The following is an 18,723-nucleotide window of genomic DNA, read 5'->3' as shown; positions in this document are numbered from 1 at the left end:
CTCACCACTCCGTTTCGTAATCTTCGATCGCTGCCTGCCCGCCGGACCGGCGATCCTCGGCGGCCAGCTCCGTGATCTCGCGGATGTCGGCAAAAGTGTGCATCCGCGCGGATACCGCGCCGGTGGAGATGGTCATCAGCGGCGCCTGCCGCTCGATCCCCTCACTCTGAACAATCACATAACCGCGCTCGCGGTCGATAAACGAATAATGCTGCTTGATCTCGTTCTCAAAGCGTGTTTCGATCCGCCCCCGCATGGCCTCCGGATCGGGGCTATGGGTGATGATGATGAAGTTATCCCCGCCGGGATGACCGACAAAATCGTTGGGCGTGCCCAGTTCGTCCACCACTTCGCCAAGCAACAATGCGGTAAAACGTTGAACATCATTGCCGGCCAGAAAGCCATATACTTCCTTAAAAGCTTCCAGATGGTTGATCTTGAGATCGATGTACGTCCACGTATTGTTGGAAGGGTTCCGCAGCAGGCTGCGCAACAGGGCAATCGCATGTGAAACTCTAATGTAGGACAATGGCAGCCAAACGACAAGGAGGCTGCCATGCTACCCGAAACGAGCTTGCTCGCATACTTTGCAGACCTGGAAGACCCGCGCAATGACCATCAATGCACACATCCGCTGATGAATATCATTGTCATCGCCATCCTGGGGGTGATTTGTGGAGCCGACAACTGGGTAGACATCGAACGGTACGGCAAGGCGAAGCAGGGGTGGCTGGCAAGCTTCCTGGACTTGAGCCATGGGATACCGTCGCATGACACCTTTGGCCGAGTGTTTCGCTGGCTAGACCCGGAAGCGTTTCAAGCCCGGTTCATCACCTGGACACAAAGCCTGTGCCAACACACGCAAGGTCAGTTAGTCAGTGTGGATGGCAAGAAGCTACGGCGGTCGCATGACCGGCCCCATGGCCGAGAGGGCATTTGGATGGTGAATGCCTGGGCAACAGCGAACCGACTGGTGCTGGGACAGCGGCAGGTGGAGGACAAAAGCAATGAAATCACCGCCATACCGCCGTTGTTAGAGGCCCTGGACATAACCGGGTGTGTGGTGACGATTGACGCCATGGGCACACAAAGTGCGATTGCCGAGGCTATCGTGGCGGCAGATGCCGACTACATCCTGGCGGTCAAAGAGAACCAGGGCACACTCTACGAAGACCTGGAGATGTTATTTGAGGGTTTTGAAGACACCGAATATGCCGATGCGCTCTACGATGACTACAAACAGGTCACCGAAGGGCATGGCCGCCGTGAAATCCGGCACTGTTGGGTCGTGGCCCACCCCGATTACTGGGCCTACCTGCGCCGTGCGTCCACCTGGCCACGCCTAACCAGCCTGGTCAAACTGATAACCGTGCGCACCATCGGTACCAGGACGGAAATCACAACCCGCTACTTCATCAGTAGTTGGCGGGCTTCCGCCCGGCAGTTCTTGCAGCGCATCCAGGCCCATTGGCAGATTGAAAACGGCCTCCACTGGGTGCTGGACATCGCTTTCCGTGAAGATGAAGCCCGCCTTCGCAAAGACCATGCCCCCCAGAACATGGCCGTGCTCCGCCACATGGCAACCAACCTGCTCAAACAGGATAAATCCGTCAAAGTGGGTATCGCGGCCAAACGCAAGATGGCCGGCTGGGACAATGACTATCTATTCCGCGTGCTATGCCCAGATTAGAGAAGCACATGCGATTGCCCTACTGCGCAACTGCTCCTCGATCAGCCGCCCACTGGGCAGGTTAGAATTGGGATCGGTCAGGGAGATCATCTCCGAGCGCTGGATGGCGTTCTGGACGCGCAGCCGTAGCTCCTCGATATCGAAAGGCTTAGTGATGTAGTCATCCGCGCCCAGTTCCAGCCCGGCGATCTTGTCGCTGCGCTCGTCTTTCTGGGTCAGGAAGATGATCGGGATGTGGCTGGTACGGGTTGTCGTCCGCAGTTCCCGGCAGACGGTATAGCCGTCCATATCCGGCAACATGATGTCCAGCACGATCAGGTGTGGCAGTTGCCGGCGGGTGTACTCCAGCGCATCACCGCCACGCGGCGCAACGTGGACGTCGTATCCCTGGCCATTGAAGTAGATGCGCAGCATGTTGGAGATATCGACATCGTCCTCAACAACCAGAAGCTTGGCTCTGCTGATCATGGGCTGCTCTCCAGCGCCAAAGGCCCGCCAGCCCTGCCGGATGGCAGGCCTTACACTCTCTCCATCCATTGATACCTGCGCCTAAACTATACATACGAAATGGCCTAACCGCCACCGGCAGTGCGGCCGGTCATTCCCTCAGGTGGTTTAACGGCCGTGACGCGGCGACCAGCGCCGCCGCTCGCTGGCAGCGCGCTCCTGTACGCGGGCGATCGTCTCCGGCGTGACCGGGCCGCGCTCAAAACTGCGGAAAGGCCCCAGTCGAAAACCGTGCCGGGCGGCAATCGCGCTGATCTCCTCCACGCGGGCACGGGAGATCTGCTTGCCCAGACTGTAATCCTCGTAGCGGCCTTCCAGGGCCAGGGCCATCGTCTCAGCCATGCAGGCATAGGCCATACGCGGCGGAAAACCAAAATCGAAGTGAAAATCGACGTCGCCAGGCACTTCCACCATGCCACCCTCGATCACCAGTACGTCGTCACGCTGCTCCCCCACCCGCCGGGAAACGTCGCGCGGGCGGGCCACATCGCAGACGACCGCCCCCGGCTTAAGATGCTCCGGCTCGATCACGGCGGTGATGGCGCTGGTCACCGTCAGCACCAGGTCAGCATCATAGATGCTGGCCGGGTCGGTGCTGGTGATCAGTTCTGCGCTGCCGGCTGCGGCGCAGCGCTCCTGCAACGCTGCCAGCGCGTCAGGACGGCGGCTCACAAGGGTCAGGCGGGCGACATCCCCGGCCAGCAATTCCGCGCAGACCTGCCCGATCGCACCGGTCGCGCCGACGACCGCCGCATGCGCCTGCCCCAGGCCGATGCCCATGATCGCCGCCGCCCGGCGTACCGCTTCCACCGCCATGGCAATCGTGTAAGCGTCGCCGGTGGTCACCGGCACATCCAGAGCGCGGGCGATGGTGATCCCGGCGTCGCCCACCACTGACGTGTAAGCGCCCAGGCCCAGTATCCGCGCACCAAGACGCTCGGCCAGCCGGCCTGTAGCGATGATCTTGCGGTAAACGCGCGCTTCTGGCAGGGTCATCATCCGCTGCGGCGTGAACGGACAGGCCACAAACCAGCCCCGCAGTTCGCGGCCGGTGCTGGCGGAGCGAATCCCTGTGATCTCAGAGATGTAGACCGGCGGGAAGAACAGCGAGAAAAAATCCACCTGCTCAGGAGTCAACAGGCGGCCCAGCCAGGGCCACTTGCGCGAGACATCCTTTTTGGGATCAATCGGGTGGATGATGAAGGCAAAGGTATCGGTGATAGCCGGGTTGGACATAGCCCCTTTGGCCTCCGGGCAGGGCGCCCCGCGCCTACCACTCCTCCTCCTCAGCTTCCTCGCCGGGGCGCGGGTAGTAGCGCGGGTGCATCTCACGGATGTAATCTGGCATGTTATGGTGCGCGCTCTGCTCAAAGGTCACATTGCGCATGATCACACGGTTGTTAGGGTCGGCGGCCACAACGGTATCCGATTCGATCATCCGCGCCGGGAAGATCACAAAACCGGAACCGATGCGGCAGTTATGCCCCACGCAACCGCCCAGCACGATCTGCCCCACTTCTTCCAGGCCGTGGATGCTCATCGCCCGGATCGGCGTGGGCAGCAGGTTGAAGTCGGTGAAGGTGTTGCCCGCGCCAATGAACGTATTGCGTCCGATCACACACATCTGGACGCACGTGTTCTGAGCCAGGATGGAGTTGTTCATGAAGACACTGAAGTAGCACGAAGCCCGGAAGGGGAAGAAGCAATTGTTGCCGATAACGCTGGTCATCAACTGACAGCCCTGGTCGATGCTGACGTTATCCCCGATATGACAGTTATCGATCACCACCCCCGGCCCAATGTAGCAGTTATCGCCGATGGTGGTCGGCCCCAGGATGGTCGCCGACGGGTGAATCTGGGTATTCTTGCCCACCTTAACCAGCGCCGAACTGGAGAGCAACTGCTTCCATTCCAGGATGGCCCGCCACAGCATCTTGAGCTGCAGAAAGTTGCTCCGCTTGATCCGTTCCTCAAAGCGGCTCCCACGGGCAAAGACGCCCTGCACCGTATTGGCAAAGTAGACATGCACCCAGCTCTCGATGGAAAACAGCACCCGCTCGGAAAGGAAATGCGTCAGGTCCTGCCCATCCTGGGACATATAGTGCGGGACGGAATAGAAGCCTTTCTCCTGCGGATCGGTGGGGATGATCATCGGCTGGATGTCATCCGTGTACCCGGCGGGGAAGTACCACAGGTCAGCCATGTAACAGGCCACTTCTCCATCGGGGCCATAGTACGGTTCGAAGCCGCGCGTCAGTGGCCGGACATAAGTCTGAAAAACGCGATCATCCGGCGCGTAGGCCGCCCGCATCGCCCGCCCGGTTTGCTGCGCCAGCCGCCGCGCCGCCCGGTAGAAGGCGTCCAGATACTCGCGGTCAAAGTAGATGCTGGCGCGGAAAACCAGGCATGGCCCGTCAACATCGCGCTCCGCCAGTTCTTCCAGCCGGGTCAGCGGTAACTCCGCGGTCGGCTCAAGCTGCTCGCCAAAGTATTCCGCCAGCAAGTCCTCCTGGTGCAGCTTGAGCTGCTTACCCATAAAAGACAGCTCGCTGGCCGGTTCGTTGAACGGCGGGATGTGCCGTTCGTCCTGCAGGATGAATTTGCGCAGTTTAGGAGCCATAGTCGTCAGTCAAGTGGTTTTTTGGTGATGGTAATCGTGCAGACCTCATCACCACAGCCCATGCAGGTCGTCTCTTCCACCTGGAAGGTCTTGCCGCCGCTCAGCCACAGCAGGGATTCCTGCAGCAGGCCGACGGCAACATGGCAACACGGGCGATCAGCGGTCACCCCCCAGCACACCGGATTGCGTTCAATGATCCAGAACAGAGCCTCCGGGGTGTCCTGGAGCCGCACGATCTGGTCTGTCTGGCGGTTGAACAGCTCGCAAAACGCCCTGGCGCCCTGGGAAAGCTTGATGCTGAACGGCAGCAGATGGAAGGTAAGTTCAGCCAACCCCATCATCGGTCCGTATTCGCGGATGCCGTGCTTGAAGCACACCCGCCCCACCCGCAGGGCAATGCCGCGCGCGCTGCGTGGCCCGTACATATCCAGCAAGGCCTGGGTCAGGCCGCCGATGACCTCAAAGCTGAACTGCCGATCTGAATTATTGGGCGGGGGGGACTGGGCATAATGGGCATACCCGGCCAGGTTGAGCAATGCCTGCAAGCCGGTACGGCCCAGCACCTCCTCGTAAGAGAGCAACAGGATACGCCCCATCCGGTTCGGATAGGTGTAACGTCGCTCGTTGCCCGCCATCAGCGGGGGCTGATCCATCTGCGGCTCAACCACAGCCGCCTCCTGCTAGGCGCTGCGCAAAAAGCCAAGGACAATCTCGTGAAACTTCTCCGGTTCATCCAGCATGACAAAATGACCGGAATTTTGAAAGAGGTGTACCTGGGCATGGGGCACGCCGGCGGTCAGCACACGGTGCTGGTTCGGATGGACAATGATGTCCTTGCGCCCATAGATGCCTAGCGTTGGGATGCGCAACCTGGACAGCGCCGGGCGGAGATCGGTCCGGCGCAGGGTGCCAATACTCTCAAAGAACGAATTGACGGTGACCTGGGAAAAATCCTCGGCGATCATCCGGGACATCCGGGCGCCGTCATTAGCCATGAAGTAAGCATAGCCGCGCAGGAATAGCTTGACCGCCGGTGGTGAAATGAAGAAGAACCGCGCTACCGCCCTGTAGCCAGATGCCTTGAGCAACAGGTTCAGCGACGACCCGACAATCGGCGATCCAACCACCCCAACCTTAGTTACCCGTTCCGGATATTTGATGGCCGTGCCCAGCGAGACTGTCCCGCCCATCGAATGGCCGATCAGCGGCGCCTGGCGAATCCCCAGCTGATCCATGAACTGGTTAACCAGTTCGACAAAGTTGGGCACCGAAAAGCTGAAGCCTTCCTCAATCGGGCTGCTGGTTCCAAAGCCCCAGAAGTCCAGGGAGTAGGTCTTGAATTCCCGCCCCAGGACTTCGATCGTGTCCCGCCACAGTGCCCAGGAGCCAAGCCAGCCATGCAGGAGCAGGACGGGCCGCCCCCGACCATACGTCTCATAATGGACAATGCCCTGATCAGTTACCAGTGACGCCACGGCAACCGGCCCCCCCGCGCTGGCCTATCCCCGCACGCCTGTCATCCGCCGGTCTACAGCCCGCTCAGCCCCGGCCAGATTGGAGCCGGTGCGCATCAGGTTTCCATCTCTTCCAGGATGGAATACAGCAGCTCCAGCAGAACGTTCTTGACGCTTTCCTTGTCCAGCGCCACGCACGGCAGCAGCTTGACGTTGTCGTCGATGCGCAGGGCAATCCGCAGATCTTCCGGCGACCAGGCATCTTCGTGATCCTGCTTGTTGGCGGCCACAACATACGGCGTGGGGGCGTATGCGCGGAAGGTCTCCAGGATGCTCTTGGCCTCGCGGAACGTCTCCGGCTTGGAGCTATCGACCATCACCACAAAGCCCAGCATCCCCTCGGCCAGAATCTCCCACATAAAGTCAAAGCGGCGCTGGCCGGGCGTGCCAAACAGGTACAGCACCAGGTCGTCATCGACCGTGATGCGCCCGAAGTCCATCGCCACCGTGGTTTGCTCCTTGATCTCCTGCTCCGCAGGATTACGCAGGTCGCGTTCGGTGGAGACGACTTCGATTTCCGAGATGGAGCGGATGAATTCCGTTTTGCCCGAACTAAAGGGGCCGGTGATGACCATCTTGACTGTTTGCATAACTGGCTACTCGCTTTTTCCCCACGCACTACGCCTGTCCGTAACCGGACAGAACAGAACGCCTAAAGCGTCCGGATACGTTCGATAAGCTTGTTGATGACGGTTGGCTGCACCTGGGACATCTCCCGGCGGCGACGCAGGGCCGCCGCCTGACGGGCCTGCTCCACCATCTCCGGTGGGCGGACCAGTTCCACCAGTCCCGCCTGCAGCAACCCGTAGACAATCCGCCGAATCTGGGTGTCGCTCAGGTTGGTCGCTTTGGCAATCTGGCGGATCGAATTCTTGGGATTAACAAAGGAAACTACACGCCATTCATCCTGGCTGAGGTGAAGCCCCTTGAACTTGTCACCCGGCGCCTCAGGGAATTTCAGCGCCAGGTCGAGGTTGGGCAACTCCTCGTTCAGCAGCGCCACCTCACGGATGCGGCGGCTGGCTTCCATGATCACGTCTTCAAGGTCAACCGGGACAGTGATCCGGTCATCACCAACCAGCTGACCTTCATGAAACAGGAATGGCCCTTCCGACCAGGTCAGGAGGTCGTAGATGATGTCCAGCATATACTGCTGAATGCTGGTGACAATATCAACCTGGGTGACGTAATTGGCCTGGATCAACAACAAAGCCAGCGCCTTGTCGCTGGTGTTGCTGGCGCGTTCGCGGATCACCTGAGCCTGGCGCTGGTTAAGCTTGCCAGCCTTATAAAGCACGGTAGCCAGGTTTCCGTCCTGGTTGCCCATTGACGCATGAACCAGCTTTCCCTCCCTGAAGGCGACGCTCGCCCGCTCAGTGCCGGGCACATACTTGATCCTGTCGTTCGCGTCTCTCTCGGTGGTAGGGATACCCTCGTATATCTTCAGGATACCGGTCTTCTTGGCAAGATTGATGAGGTTCAAAAGCTGGGTCGTGCTGAAGTCTCTGAGATTACCTTTAAGCGCCATCCATGACCTGTTCTTGATCTTGTGGACAGAGTATCGAGTTGGCGACCCATGTTGGACTGCCGGGCATTATACCCCCGGCAAAAAACCGAGTCAACCAGGGTAGAAACCAGCCAGCCCCACCCTGTCCAGTATACATATTCGCTAAAGGCATTCTACGACCAAGCGCCGTATTCGACAATCGGCCTGCAAAGCAATGGCGCAAGGCGGCAGGGCGGACTTCCCCAGTGCAGGCATTCGGGCGTTTGTGCCGTAAGACAATTTCAATTATAATATGGAAAAGAACAAATGTTCAGGAGGCGGGTGATGTGTGGCCGTTTTACCCTGACCGTCAATCCAGAAGTCGTCCAGCTGGCATTTGCCCTGGAGTCTGTCCCGGCCAATTACACGCCGCGCTATAACATCGCGCCAACCCAGCCGGTGCTGGCCCTGACCAACGAGGGCCACCGCCGTGCCACCATGCTCCGCTGGGGGCTGATCCCGGCCTGGGCCAAAGATCCATCCATTGGCAATAGCCTGATCAACGCCCGGTCAGAGACGCTGGCGGAAAAGCCGGCCTTCCGACATGCCTTCCGGCGACGCCGTTGTGTGATCTTCGCCGATGGCTTCTATGAATGGCAGCGTCTGCCGGATGGCCGCAGACGGCCAATGTATATCCGGCTGGCCAGCGGAGAGCCATTTGCGCTGGCCGGGCTATGGGAGATATGGCAGCCCTCTCACAGCGACGAGGCGCTGCGCACCTGCACCATCGTCACCACCCGCCCCAACGCCTTCATGGCGTCAATCCATGCCCGGATGCCCGTGATCCTTGACCGCGCTGTTGTGGAGGACTGGTTAACGCCCGGCGATGTGGATCCCCTGGAACTGATGCCCCTGCTGGCTCCACTGGAGATGCTGCCCTTAACCGCCTACGAAGTCTCCAGGGCAGTCAACAGCCCGCATACTGACGTACCCGATCTGATTCGCCCGCTGCCCGCTTCGCCACCGCCAGATCGACTGTTGTAGCGACTCAAGCAACGCCGCCACCTTGCCGGACGCTGCAACGCCGTGCAGGCCACCGCTTCCGGTATTTGCAGATCAGGGCGCTCATGGTATACCGGAGGGCATACGCCACGCCTGTCTGGAGAGGGTGGGTATGTCGGAAACACAGCGCGTGAAACCTGGGGAGGACGCGACTCCGCCGGAATTGCCTGCCATCGCTGAGCGTATCCTGGTACCGGTGGCCAACCCGGCCACCGCGGAGAACCTGTTGCGGCTGGCACTCTCGCTGCTAGAAACGGATGGCCGGGTGATCGCCGCTTTTGTGATGCCACACAGCGTCGAGCCGCATCCCCAGCCGCTGCAGGAGCTACAGGCCATCGTTGAAACCCTGCAGGCAGAGGGCGCGCCGGTGACTCTGGTGACAGACGCCGCCACCAGCATCCCCCGCGGCATTCTGGATATGGCCCAGGAACAGAATGCCGACCTGATCCTCGTTGGCGTGCGTGGTCAGCAGCACGGGCAGGTGGTGCTTGGCCCCGTGGCGGAAGCGGTGGCCCGCACGGCTCCCTGCAATGTCCTGATCTATCGCGGCACCCGGCCACTGCATCAGGGCAAAGGGTACCGCCAGGTGGTGGTGCCCGCGGATGGCAGCCGCCACTCACGGCTGGCGGCGCGTATCGGCCTGCGCTTTGCCCGCCGGATCGGCGTTCCCCTGACAATGGTGTACGTGCAAACCGAGGCGCGGATGCGTCGCTGGCAGGCCCTGGGCCTGATCGAAGCCAGCCTGGAAGACCTGCCGGAATTGGAGCACGGTGTGGAAATCCGCCGGCAGGTTATTCGTGCTGCAGATGTCGTCAGCGGCATTGTCGAGCGCTCCTCACCGGACACGCTGGTCCTGCTGGGTTTTTCGGAACAAAGCTCCCTGGATAACTGGCTGTTTGGCGACATCCCGCAGCGGATGCTGGCCCGTGCTCCGGGGCCGCTGATCCTGGTCAAGCAGATCGTCGGTGAACGGGTAACGCAGAAGGTCGGCCACCGCCTGGCCAACCTGATGCCCACCCTGACACCCGCCGAAGAATTAGAGGTGCGGCAGGCAGCGCTGGATATGGCCCGGCCTACAGTTGACTTCGTAGTGCTGGTGGTGCTTTCCTGCCTGATCGCCAGCTTGGGGCTGGTACAGAACAGCCCGGCGGTGATCATCGGGGCCATGCTGGTTGCCCCGCTGATGTCACCGCTGATGGGCTTCGCGGTGGGCATGGTAGAGGGAGATACCCAGCTGATGCGCCGGGCGGCGCTAACAATGTTGCGTGGCGTATTGCTGGCGCTGTTGCTGGCGATAGTCGTGGGCCTGTTGACCCCGCTCAAGAAGCCGACCGCCGAGATGCTGGCTCGCGGGGAACCATCGCTGCCCGATCTGGGGGTGGCGCTCTTCGCCGGGATGGCCGGGGCGTACGCTATGGCCCGCAAGGACATCCCCTCCGCGCTGGCTGGCGTGGCGATCGCAGCGGCGTTGATGCCGCCATTGTGTACCGTCGGTATTGCCCTGGCGTTTGCCCGCCCGGCGCTGGCTTCTGGAGCTTTCTTCCTGTTTATCACCAATATTGCGGCGATCAGTCTGGGTGGTGCGGCGGTCTTCCTGTGGCTGGGGCTACGCCTGCGGCGTAGCGCCGACGATGCAGCCAGCTATCGGCGGCGGTTCGTGGCAGCGGCAATCGTGCTCCTGCTGCTGGCCGTGCCACTGGGGGATTCACTGCGGCAATCGGCGCTGGCAGCCAGCCATCTGGAATCCGCCTGGACAGTGTTGCGCGACCAGCTAAGCGGGGCCAGAGTCATGGATGTGCAATGGGTCGATGGCTCGCATACGGCCATTGTTGCTACGGTGCAAGGCCCGGAACCGCCGACGCCGGATCAGGTGGCCAAACTGCAGGCGTTGCTGGCCGAGCAGATCGGGCGGGAGGTAGCCCTGGAGGTGATCGCCTGGCAGCAGGTGCGGCCTGCCGGGCCTTGAGGAAGGGCGCTGCGGATCGCCTGTTGCGGGCGGAATCGGCTATGATAAGACCGGGGCGCTCCTGTGGGCGGGGTGCAGCGCGCAGCAAGACAGGGGGTGACATGCTCAGCGGCAAAGGGATGTGGCTGTGGGAGATCGACCACACGGAGGCCCATCCGGCGCGGATGGTAGAACTGGCCCGTGCAGCAGATATTGAGCACATCCTGGTCAAACTGAGCGACGGCGAGTACAGTTACCCGATCCCGGCCACTGATCCGGACGGCCGCAAGGAGCGCCTGACGCACGATGTGATCGTGGCTTTTCGCAAGGCCGGGATCACCGTGTGGGGCTGGGGTTTCGTCTATGGCAGCGAAGTTGATCAGGAAGCGCAGGCCCACCGCCTGGCGGCGCGAGTACGCCAGTACGAATTGCCCGGCGCGGCGATCAACGCCGAGGACTATGGCCGCTATCGCTGGTCGGCGCCCGGCGGCGTGGACCGCGCCCGGCGCTTTATAGAAACACTCAGGAATGATCTGGCGGGGGTTGCCGGCGGCGTGTTGACCGCGCTCAGTTCCTACCGCTACCCCAGCTGGCACCCAGATTTCCCGTTTGCGGCGTTCATGGCTGCCTGTGACATCGCCATGCCACAGGTCTACTGGCCGTCACAGGACGGCGGCGATCCGGTCCGTACCCTGGAGGATAGCTATCAGGAATACCGCGCCGCTTTTCCAGATAAACCTTTCATCCCCACCGGCTCAGCCTACGGCGAATACTACGGTTCCGGCGCCGGGCGTTTTTTCTGGTCAGCCCGGCCTGATCAGATCGCGTTATTCCTGCACCGGGCCAGAACGCTGGGCTGTCCGGCGGCTAACCTGTGGAGCTGGCAGCACGCCCGTAATGACAGCGCCAACCGCGACTATCCTGGCACACAACTCTGGGATGCAGCAGCAGCCTACGATTACACAGCGACACCGGTTGACCCGATCCCCAGGCCTCAGGCTGGCCCGGAGAGCGTGATCATCACGGTGGGTAGTGCAGGCTACCATGATGGCGTCTATGACCGGGCTTCTGGTGGCTTTCGCGAGTTTACCCGTGGAGGAGAACGCCTGAAAAGCGCGCCGACCAGCCGCGCCCGTAGCAGTGTGTGGGCAGCCTGGGTGCCGGAGTCGCTGGCCCCCGGCGTCTATGAGATTGCCGCCTGGGTGCCGGGCGTCAACGCCGATACCCGCCGGGCGCGCTATGCGATCCACGGCGTGGCCGGTTGCGTCACGCCGCTGCGGGTGGAGATCAATCAGGGGCAATTCTACGACACCTGGGCTTCGCTGGGGGTCTTTGCGCTGGATGGGGCGCAGTCCCGGCGTGGCATGGTTAACCTGACTAACCTGACTGGGGAAGAAGGCCGCCGGATCGCTTTTGGCGCGCTGCGCTGGCGGCTGGTTGACCCGGCTTCCGGCGAGGAAAGCGGGGAGCCAGCCGATACGCCCGCTGGCCTGGCCGATGGCTTTGACCCGCCGATAGGCACGCTGGCGGAACGCCGGGGCGACGCCGTCTGGCCTGGCGAGTGGGTGGATTCGACCGGTTTCGGCACCCGTTATACCGACAGCGGTGGCAACGCCGCCTATCACACCGGCGCTGACCTGAACCTCAACCGGCCTTCGTGGAACCGCGATGCCGGGATGCCGGTCTACGCTGTCGCCAGTGGCGTGGTGGTATATGTGGGCAGCCCCGGCCTGTGGGGCAACATCGTGATCATCCGCCACGATCCCCTGGCTCCCGGTGGGCCGGTGGTGTATTCGCGCTCAGCGCACCTGGCAGCGGTGAACGTCCGCATCGGGCAGCGGGTCAGACGGGGCGAGCCGCTGGGGACAATTGGCCGACCCCGCGGGGGAACCGAACACCTGCACTTTGACATCAGCCCCACCGAGGCGCTGGCTATCAGGCCTAACGACTGGCCCGGCCTGGATCGGGCGCGGCTGCTGCGCGATTACGTCGACCCGCGGGCATTCATCCGCCGCAACCGGCCTCGCTGACCGGCGGCTGCATGAGGAAGGCGAGGATGGAACTCCTGATCGATGGCCACAATCTGATCCATGCCCTGCCCGGCATCGACCTGGCCGATCCTGATGATGAGGCGCGGTTAGTCGAAAGGCTGAGGGCCTATTGCGGGCGTACGCGGCGCCATGCAACCGTGATTTTCGATCGCGGTTTGCCGGGCGGCCCTTCGCGTGAACTGTCATCCGGGCAGGTCAAGGTGATCTTTGCGCCGTTACACACCACCGCCGATCGCCTGATCATCAGCCGGATCGAACAGGTCAGCAACCGCGGCCAGTATTTGGTCGTTTCCTCCGACCGCACCATTCGTATGGCAGCCATGGCCCGCGGTTTGCAGACGATGACAAGCCAGGAGTTTGCCGAGAAACTCCAGATTACTCTGCACCCTCCCGCCGCCGCCCCAATCGATGAAGACACCAGGGATATCTATGTAGACGACCCGGATGAGCTTGAGGACTGGCTGCGGCTCTTCACCCCACCGGATGCGGAATAAGCCGCTGCATCGATTGTGCCGGATTTCTCATAAGGCTTTAATGCACAATTAAGGACTGACTCAGGCAAGGGAAGTAATCTTTGGACAGTGAAATGACCCCCCAGGCTGCGCCAAACGCAGCAAGTCGATTTCACTGGCCAATCCGATAAGGATGCCTCAAGCCTACGGCCGTTTGCTGTGCCCCCCCTCACAGCAAGCGGCCGTCCTCTTTTTTTGTGGCGTTTGTGGCGAGCCGGAACAAAGCCCGTCAACCGCCGCCGGTGGGTGCAACTTCCCTGGTAACGCTGGCGCTAGTGGCGCGTGCTGCCAAGTTCAGGCTGTGGTATCCAGTAGTTCGTGGACGGTGTGCAGAAGCTGGATAGCCCGCACGGGCTTGAGGAAGATGCGGGCGACGACATTGTACTGCCGGGCTTCCTCCACCATCATCGGGCGGGCAGTGATAACGATGACTTTGGTGTTGCTCAGGTGGGGCATCCCCTGGATAGCTTCCAGCAGGTCAAGGCCGTTGATTCCCGGCATGGCCAGATCGAGAAGGATGATATCCGGGGTGTATTGCTGAAGGGCCTGCAGGGCGTTTTCTCCGCCCAAAGCGGGGATGATCTGGCAATCCTCACGCTGAAGCATCCGCGTGAGCAGCGTCAGCACTTCCGGTTCATCTTCGATGATCAAGACGGCAGGACTCATCGCTGGCAAGTCTCATGTCGCTTGATGGGTGGGTACGCTGCCCGGTGGGGGAACTGGAGCAAAAAGACCGGGCATGTCCTGGCGGCACAGTGTTTACTTCCCACCACACCCGCTCCCCCTATGCTTGCAGGCGTGAAAGGATGGGCCTGGTAGGATTCGAACCTACGACCGACCGGTTATGAGCCGGCTGCTCTAACCGCTGAGCTACAGGCCCGTCTGGAGAGCTAAAACAAAGAGCGGGCAACGGGATTCGAACCCGTAAAAACAGCTTGGAAGGCTGTTGTGTTACCCTTACACCATGCCCGCCGGTTAGAAGATACCTTTTCCAGAATGTTAAGGTCATCTGGAGTCGGGGCGCCCGGATTTGAACCGGGGACCTCACGGTCCCAAACCGTGCGCGCTAACCAAACTGCGCTACGCCCCGCGATGTGCGCCTATTGTACCACCCGCGGGCGCTCTCGTCTATCCGCAGGGCGGTGCTTGCCGATCAGTATACAGACAGGCGTCAGTTCAAGCAAGGTGGAATAGCCGCGGGCCGCGCGGTGCCCTTTTGCGTCCGGCGTTTTGGCGGTAAGCTATAGGTCAGTTCATCACGACCTGGCGAGAGGAGTTGACCGTGGCGGCACGCGGCAAGTTGACGTCAGAAGAGATAGCGCTGGCTTTTCTGATCGGTTTTGGCATGCTGCTGATGATGCTGGCTGGCGCAGTAGGGGTTTCCCTGAAGGATGCCAACCCCGTCGTTTTTGGCACGTTGTTCGGGCTGGGGGCGGCGGCGTTCGTGATGGGCATGGTGTTCTGGCTGGCGTTCATCCGGCCCTGGACACAGTTTGACGACATCAACGTGCCCCGTGATTCCGGGCATCACGGGCATGATGAGGCTCACTGAGCCGAACCCGCTGCATAATCCCGCCAGAAAAGACCCCGACGCGCTTCGTCGCCGGGGCCTTTTATTGCACGGAACTCAGCCGGAGGGCGGCACGCCCTCGGTTGGCACACCTTCCGGCGGCACCCCCTCGATGGTAGGAGTGGGGGTAGGCGTGGCGTTAGCGCACTTCTCGCGGGCGTCAGCCAGGCGAGCCGCCACGCTGCTATTGTTGACCAGACTGAGCGACCGCCGGTAATACTGTTCCGCCGGGCAGAATTCGGTCTGGTAGGTGTAGGCGTCGCCGCAGGCAGCGTAGCTGTTGGCCAGCCGCTGGAGCACATCGCGGTACTGCGGCGCTTCCGCGTACACACTTTCCCACTCGCGCACAGCCAGCAGGCATTCCATGCCCTCGGCATTGAGACCGTCCAGATAGCGCCCGGCGACATAGGCTTCATAGCCCAGATCGCCGATCGGGGCGATGGCCCGCGCCTGCTCCGCCAGCAGGATGCCTTCCGCCAGCCGGTTAGTGTCCGGGCCGGTCAGGTACTGGCGGCTGAGGGAGGTCAACGCCTGATGAAGCATGGTGTTGACTTCCGCCTGCCGGTATTGCGGATCCAGCCCGCGCAGGATGTCCAGCCGGTTGATGACCGTCGGGTAGTCACGTACGGTCAGCGCCGCTTGCGCTTCTGCAAACAGGGCATCAGCAGAGAGCTGGACGCCACCCGTCGGCGATGGCGAGGGCGTCGGCGTGCTTTCCAGGGTGGGCGAAGGCGTCAGCGTTGGCGAGGCGGTGGGTGTGGAAGTGACCGCCAGCACCTCGGTCAGCAGGGCAGCAGGACTGCCCCCCGGAGCGCCCAGGGTAAGCACCACGTGCTGCAGACGCATGGCGGCCAGTTCGTTGTTGCCAGCGGCAACATCAGTGAGGGCCAGGCTGTACTGGGTGGCGATGTCAGCCTGCCGGGTGGAACGGGCGTAACGTTCCAGAGCCTGCACGCCATCGTTGTAGCCGGCCAACCCGGCCAGCCCGATGATGCTGCACGACAGGCATACCCCGATAACAGCAACAACCGCCAGCAGGAGCGCGCTGCCGCCGCGTCCTTCCGGCGTGGCTGGCTCCGGTTCAGGGTGCAGCGGCGGCTGCCCTGGCCGGGTAGCCGGGCCGCCCTGCAAGCGCTGCGTTGGAGATGGTTGATCGCTCATGATTGCCTTTGCGGCCTCCCGGCTGCCGGTGCGCCGCCGGGGAATAATTCAGATTGGGTGTCCAGCGGGGGCATTATACCGTTCCGGCGCTGGGCTGACCAGACTGACTGCACGGCAAAGGCAACAGCGTATAGCTAGCTCTGAAGGTTGGTGGTGGCGGTCAGGGTGATCAGCGTGATCTCCGGTGGGCAATTGAAGCGCACGTAAGGCGCGGTCATGCCGATGCCTCGGTTCACGTAGAGGCGCATGCCCGCCAGAGTGTAGAGGCCCATGTCGTAGCGGCGACCCAGCCGGGGCAGCACCGGCGCGCCAATCCCCGGCAGGCGCACCTGCCCGCCATGACTGTGGCCGGAAAGCTGCAGCCCGATCCGTCCGGTTGCCGCCGCTTCATCGGCGAAGTCTGGCTCGTGGGCCAGCAGGACGGTGGCGACTGCCTCAGGCGGGACTTCCGCCAGCGCCTCGTCCAGATCGTCCTCATGCTCCCAGACATCGTCTACGCCGACGATGTACAGCGTATCCCCGCCGCGCCGAACCTCGGCATGGGTGTTCCACAACAGCCAGGTGTCGGCATCCAGGATGGCCCGCCGCACAGTGCGGGCGTCCAGCCAGTGGTCATGGTTGCCCAGCGTGGCCGCCACCCCCTCGCGGGCACGCAGAGAACGCAGGAAGCGGGTGATATCGGCCTGCAGACCGCGGTAAGCACGGCTGGCGATATCCCCGGTGACGGCGATCAGGTCAGGGGCCAGCGCGTTCACCTGCGCCGCGACTTCCTCCAGCTGCGCCGCCGTGATCCAGTCGCCCATGTGTAGATCACTGATGTGCGCAATGGTGAAACCTTCGAACGCGGGCGGCAGGTGCCGCAGGGGGGTGGTTACCGCGCTATGGCTCAGCCAGTAAGGCTCGATGCAGGTGATGTAAGCCGATGCGCCGATCCCGGTGACACCCAGACCGGCAACCCCACCGGCCAGCATCTTCAGGAACCTGCGGCGGGAAAGTACAGTGCTCATCGTACGACTCAATCCGGGCGGCGGTTGCTGCCGCTAACACTAAAACGCGATCACTATCCGGATCATACCCGTAGCCATGCGCGCCAGCCATAGGCCAGGTGGGCTATCGCGGGCCGAATTGCCCCGCCGGGATCGCTGGTCTATAATGACAGCAATGGGACGACGAGTCGATCCGCAAAGGTACCAGGCCGATGAACAGACGCGCTTTGATTGTATTTGTGATCCTGAACATCGCCATTTCTGTTGGGGTGGCCCTGCTGGTCATCACCTGGTGGCAGTCTAACCAGGCTGTGGCGCCGGGTGAGCCAATGGTGCAGGTCTTTGAGGTGATCATCACGGCCACGCCTGGGCCAACCCAGACGCCCTGGATCGTCACGGTCGTGGGCAATGAAACGCCGGATTTCAGCGCAATCCAGTCGGGCGAGCCGACGATTGCCCCTACGCTCAACCCGGAAATCCTGCCCGCGATCGCCACCAGCGCGGCGCTGACCCAGGCCGCCGTCAGCAGCAGCGGCGCTGAGGAGCGCACCTACACGGTGGTCAGCGGCGACAGCCCGTCCACGATCGCCCAGCGCTTTGAGGTCGATCTGGACGATCTGCTGTGCGCCAACGATCTGGGGACGGTCGACGACCCTGAGTACATCTATCCCGGCCAGGTGCTGATCATCCCCGGCGCGGATTTCGTCTGCGGTCTGGCGCTGGTCCCGCCGACTGAGGTCCCGACGGCCCAGATCGCCACACCGGTGGGGGTGGCGGCGCTGGCTACCCCGGTTCCCACGGTAACCCTGGCACCTACCGCGGAAGATGCCCAGGTGGTGATCGCTCAGGTCGTGGGCGCCAACGACGTAACCCGTGAGGAAGTGTTCATCAACAACCTGGGCGGTCTGGTTGATCTGCGCGGCTGGACACTCTACGACACTGAGGGTAACATCTACACCTTTCCGGAATACCGGCTGTTCCCCGGCGCGGGCGTACGCGTCTTCACCCGCATCGGCGAGAACACCCCGGCAGCCCTGTTCTGGGGAGAAACGCGGGCGATCTGGCAGCCCGGAGACGTGATCAGCCTGGCCAATGCCAGTGGCGTGGTGCAGTCCACCCTGCGCGTGCCCTAGCACTGATCTGATGGGTGCAGAGAGCCAGACTGAGCATCCTGCACAGTTATCCGCAGGCAGGCTTTCAGGTCGCCTGAAAAAATGCAGCGTGTGGATGTGACCCCTCACGGGAATATCCCCTCTCATCTGAACGGCTCAGGACACCGGAGGCAGCATAGCCGCACGGCGGCCAGAGCTACGCCGCAATTCCAACCCAGACGTTTGAGCCTGCCTAAGGAGCGGGAAACATGGACGAAAAGGCGCTGGCCGGGTTGGGCTATGGGCATGATCCGCGCCTGGCGCGGGCGCTGGCGGTCATCCGGGGCAAAGCGGACGCGAACGGACGCTGGCCGCTGGAATACGATTATGCGGGCAAGATATGGATCGACGTCGGGCGGAAGAAGCAGCCCAACAAGTGGGTGACACTGCGCGCCATGCGTGGGCTGCACGCTGTTGCCTGAGACACGCAGCCTGACACACAGAGCAGGGTCGCTTTTGACAGCCGCC

Annotated in this window: 19 protein-coding genes and 3 tRNA genes; 8 read left to right on the top strand and 14 right to left on the bottom strand. The window is 62.1% G+C overall.

The features are described from left to right. Nucleotide 1: 1 nt before the first annotated feature. The gene (locus HPY64_03345) at nucleotides 2-493 is read right to left on the bottom strand and encodes a diguanylate cyclase (protein NPV66162.1); all 492 of its coding nucleotides are present in this window, start codon (nucleotides 491-493) and stop codon (nucleotides 2-4) included. Between the two features lie 63 nt (nucleotides 494-556). Here HPY64_03345 and HPY64_03340 point away from each other — a divergent pair, with 63 nt between their 5' ends. Continuing rightward, the gene (locus HPY64_03340; protein NPV66161.1) at nucleotides 557-1,690 is read left to right on the top strand and encodes an ISAs1 family transposase; all 1,134 of its coding nucleotides are present in this window, start codon (nucleotides 557-559) and stop codon (nucleotides 1,688-1,690) included. Here the strand turns inward: HPY64_03340 and HPY64_03335 are convergent. The 7 genes from HPY64_03335 to HPY64_03305 all read right to left on the bottom strand — a co-directional run bounded on the left by HPY64_03335 (nucleotide 1,676) and on the right by HPY64_03305 (nucleotide 7,859). Continuing rightward, nucleotides 1,676-2,158 (bottom strand): response regulator, encoded by a 483-nt coding sequence (locus HPY64_03335; protein NPV66160.1) that lies wholly within the window; start codon nucleotides 2,156-2,158, stop codon nucleotides 1,676-1,678. The genes HPY64_03340 and HPY64_03335 overlap by 15 nt on opposite strands. Before the next feature lie 147 nt (nucleotides 2,159-2,305). Then, entirely contained in the window at nucleotides 2,306-3,433 is a 1,128-nt protein-coding gene (locus tag HPY64_03330) for a shikimate dehydrogenase (GenBank protein ID NPV66159.1), read from the bottom strand. 34 nt (nucleotides 3,434-3,467) lie between these two features. Beyond that, nucleotides 3,468-4,817: a multidrug transporter gene (locus HPY64_03325; GenBank protein NPV66158.1), complete on the bottom strand. Its 1,350-nt coding sequence runs from the start codon at nucleotides 4,815-4,817 to the stop codon at nucleotides 3,468-3,470. Between the two features lie 5 nt (nucleotides 4,818-4,822). Beyond that, nucleotides 4,823-5,485 carry a 4-vinyl reductase gene (locus tag HPY64_03320; protein NPV66157.1) on the bottom strand — a complete coding sequence of 221 codons (663 nt, stop codon included), beginning with the start codon at nucleotides 5,483-5,485 and terminating at the stop codon, nucleotides 4,823-4,825. A gap of 12 nt (nucleotides 5,486-5,497) precedes the next feature. Continuing rightward, nucleotides 5,498-6,292, bottom strand: a complete 795-nt coding sequence (locus HPY64_03315) for an alpha/beta hydrolase (GenBank protein NPV66156.1) — start codon at nucleotides 6,290-6,292, stop codon at nucleotides 5,498-5,500. A 95-nt stretch (nucleotides 6,293-6,387) separates the two neighbouring features. Continuing rightward, entirely contained in the window at nucleotides 6,388-6,921 is a 534-nt protein-coding gene (locus tag HPY64_03310) for an ATP/GTP-binding protein (GenBank protein NPV66155.1), read from the bottom strand. Nucleotides 6,922-6,983: 62 nt separating this feature from the next. Further along, a complete protein-coding gene (locus HPY64_03305) occupies nucleotides 6,984-7,859 on the bottom strand; it encodes a DUF4388 domain-containing protein (GenBank protein ID NPV66154.1) in 876 nt (291 codons plus the stop codon). Between the two features lie 303 nt (nucleotides 7,860-8,162). On the opposite strand from HPY64_03305, the gene HPY64_03300 reads away from it, so the two are divergent. The 4 genes from HPY64_03300 (at nucleotide 8,163) to HPY64_03285 (ending at nucleotide 13,369) form a co-directional block, all read left to right on the top strand. Further along, nucleotides 8,163-8,861 (top strand): SOS response-associated peptidase, encoded by a 699-nt coding sequence (locus HPY64_03300; protein ID NPV66153.1) that lies wholly within the window; start codon nucleotides 8,163-8,165, stop codon nucleotides 8,859-8,861. A gap of 130 nt (nucleotides 8,862-8,991) precedes the next feature. Continuing rightward, nucleotides 8,992-10,845, top strand: a complete 1,854-nt coding sequence (locus tag HPY64_03295; protein ID NPV66152.1) for a TIGR00341 family protein — start codon at nucleotides 8,992-8,994, stop codon at nucleotides 10,843-10,845. Between the two features lie 101 nt (nucleotides 10,846-10,946). Continuing rightward, the gene (locus HPY64_03290) at nucleotides 10,947-12,854 is read left to right on the top strand and encodes a peptidoglycan DD-metalloendopeptidase family protein (GenBank protein ID NPV66151.1); all 1,908 of its coding nucleotides are present in this window, start codon (nucleotides 10,947-10,949) and stop codon (nucleotides 12,852-12,854) included. A gap of 26 nt (nucleotides 12,855-12,880) precedes the next feature. Continuing rightward, complete coding sequence (locus tag HPY64_03285; GenBank protein NPV66150.1) at nucleotides 12,881-13,369, top strand: hypothetical protein; 489 nt, start codon at nucleotides 12,881-12,883, stop codon at nucleotides 13,367-13,369. 312 nt (nucleotides 13,370-13,681) lie between these two features. Here the strand turns inward: HPY64_03285 and HPY64_03280 are convergent, their stop codons facing one another. The 4 genes from HPY64_03280 to HPY64_03265 all read right to left on the bottom strand — a co-directional run bounded on the left by HPY64_03280 (nucleotide 13,682) and on the right by HPY64_03265 (nucleotide 14,477). After that, a complete protein-coding gene (locus HPY64_03280; GenBank protein ID NPV66149.1) occupies nucleotides 13,682-14,053 on the bottom strand; it encodes a response regulator in 372 nt (123 codons plus the stop codon). A 141-nt stretch (nucleotides 14,054-14,194) separates the two neighbouring features. Further along, nucleotides 14,195-14,267 (bottom strand) — tRNA-Ile (locus HPY64_03275). A 21-nt stretch (nucleotides 14,268-14,288) separates the two neighbouring features. After that, nucleotides 14,289-14,359: transfer RNA gene (locus tag HPY64_03270), tRNA-Gly, on the bottom strand. 43 nt (nucleotides 14,360-14,402) lie between these two features. Then, nucleotides 14,403-14,477: transfer RNA gene (locus HPY64_03265), tRNA-Pro, on the bottom strand. Between the two features lie 192 nt (nucleotides 14,478-14,669). Here HPY64_03265 and HPY64_03260 point away from each other — a divergent pair. Next, the gene (locus HPY64_03260; protein ID NPV66148.1) at nucleotides 14,670-14,939 is read left to right on the top strand and encodes a hypothetical protein; all 270 of its coding nucleotides are present in this window, start codon (nucleotides 14,670-14,672) and stop codon (nucleotides 14,937-14,939) included. Between the two features lie 75 nt (nucleotides 14,940-15,014). Here the strand turns inward: HPY64_03260 and HPY64_03255 are convergent, their stop codons facing one another. After that, nucleotides 15,015-16,118: a hypothetical protein gene (locus HPY64_03255; protein NPV66147.1), complete on the bottom strand. Its 1,104-nt coding sequence runs from the start codon at nucleotides 16,116-16,118 to the stop codon at nucleotides 15,015-15,017. A 134-nt stretch (nucleotides 16,119-16,252) separates the two neighbouring features. Continuing rightward, nucleotides 16,253-17,125, bottom strand: a complete 873-nt coding sequence (locus HPY64_03250; protein ID NPV66146.1) for a metallophosphoesterase — start codon at nucleotides 17,123-17,125, stop codon at nucleotides 16,253-16,255. A 191-nt stretch (nucleotides 17,126-17,316) separates the two neighbouring features. Here HPY64_03250 and HPY64_03245 point away from each other — a divergent pair, with 191 nt between their 5' ends. Further along, nucleotides 17,317-18,237, top strand: coding sequence for a LysM peptidoglycan-binding domain-containing protein (locus HPY64_03245; GenBank protein ID NPV66145.1), 921 nt, complete (start codon nucleotides 17,317-17,319; stop codon nucleotides 18,235-18,237). 227 nt (nucleotides 18,238-18,464) lie between these two features. Beyond that, entirely contained in the window at nucleotides 18,465-18,677 is a 213-nt protein-coding gene (locus HPY64_03240; GenBank protein NPV66144.1) for a hypothetical protein, read from the top strand. Nucleotides 18,678-18,723 lie beyond the last annotated feature (46 nt).

The organism is Anaerolineae bacterium (assembly GCA_013178165.1).
GTDB lineage: Bacteria > Chloroflexota > Anaerolineae > Aggregatilineales > Ch27 > Ch27.
The sequence above is the reverse complement of the archived record's forward strand: the minus strand, read 5'-3'. Positions and strand labels throughout refer to the sequence as shown.

What these genes read in the sequence shown, in the direction of transcription:
- HPY64_03290 (NPV66151.1), top strand. Translation starts at nt 10,947, where the DNA reads ATGCTCAGCGGCAAAGGGATGTGGCTGTGGGAGATCGACCACACGGAG.
- HPY64_03330 (NPV66159.1), bottom strand. Translation starts at nt 3,433, where the DNA reads ATGTCCAACCCGGCTATCACCGATACCTTTGCCTTCATCATCCACCCG.
- HPY64_03305 (NPV66154.1), bottom strand. Translation starts at nt 7,859, where the DNA reads ATGGCGCTTAAAGGTAATCTCAGAGACTTCAGCACGACCCAGCTTTTG.
- HPY64_03335 (NPV66160.1), bottom strand. Translation starts at nt 2,158, where the DNA reads ATGATCAGCAGAGCCAAGCTTCTGGTTGTTGAGGACGATGTCGATATC.
- HPY64_03310 (NPV66155.1), bottom strand. Translation starts at nt 6,921, where the DNA reads ATGCAAACAGTCAAGATGGTCATCACCGGCCCCTTTAGTTCGGGCAAA.
- HPY64_03280 (NPV66149.1), bottom strand. Translation starts at nt 14,053, where the DNA reads ATGAGTCCTGCCGTCTTGATCATCGAAGATGAACCGGAAGTGCTGACG.
- HPY64_03325 (NPV66158.1), bottom strand. Translation starts at nt 4,817, where the DNA reads ATGGCTCCTAAACTGCGCAAATTCATCCTGCAGGACGAACGGCACATC.
- HPY64_03240 (NPV66144.1), top strand. Translation starts at nt 18,465, where the DNA reads ATGGACGAAAAGGCGCTGGCCGGGTTGGGCTATGGGCATGATCCGCGC.
- HPY64_03245 (NPV66145.1), top strand. Translation starts at nt 17,317, where the DNA reads ATGAACAGACGCGCTTTGATTGTATTTGTGATCCTGAACATCGCCATT.
- HPY64_03285 (NPV66150.1), top strand. Translation starts at nt 12,881, where the DNA reads ATGGAACTCCTGATCGATGGCCACAATCTGATCCATGCCCTGCCCGGC.
- HPY64_03300 (NPV66153.1), top strand. Translation starts at nt 8,163, where the DNA reads ATGTGTGGCCGTTTTACCCTGACCGTCAATCCAGAAGTCGTCCAGCTG.
- HPY64_03295 (NPV66152.1), top strand. Translation starts at nt 8,992, where the DNA reads ATGTCGGAAACACAGCGCGTGAAACCTGGGGAGGACGCGACTCCGCCG.
- HPY64_03255 (NPV66147.1), bottom strand. Translation starts at nt 16,118, where the DNA reads ATGAGCGATCAACCATCTCCAACGCAGCGCTTGCAGGGCGGCCCGGCT.
- HPY64_03340 (NPV66161.1), top strand. Translation starts at nt 557, where the DNA reads ATGCTACCCGAAACGAGCTTGCTCGCATACTTTGCAGACCTGGAAGAC.
- HPY64_03250 (NPV66146.1), bottom strand. Translation starts at nt 17,125, where the DNA reads ATGAGCACTGTACTTTCCCGCCGCAGGTTCCTGAAGATGCTGGCCGGT.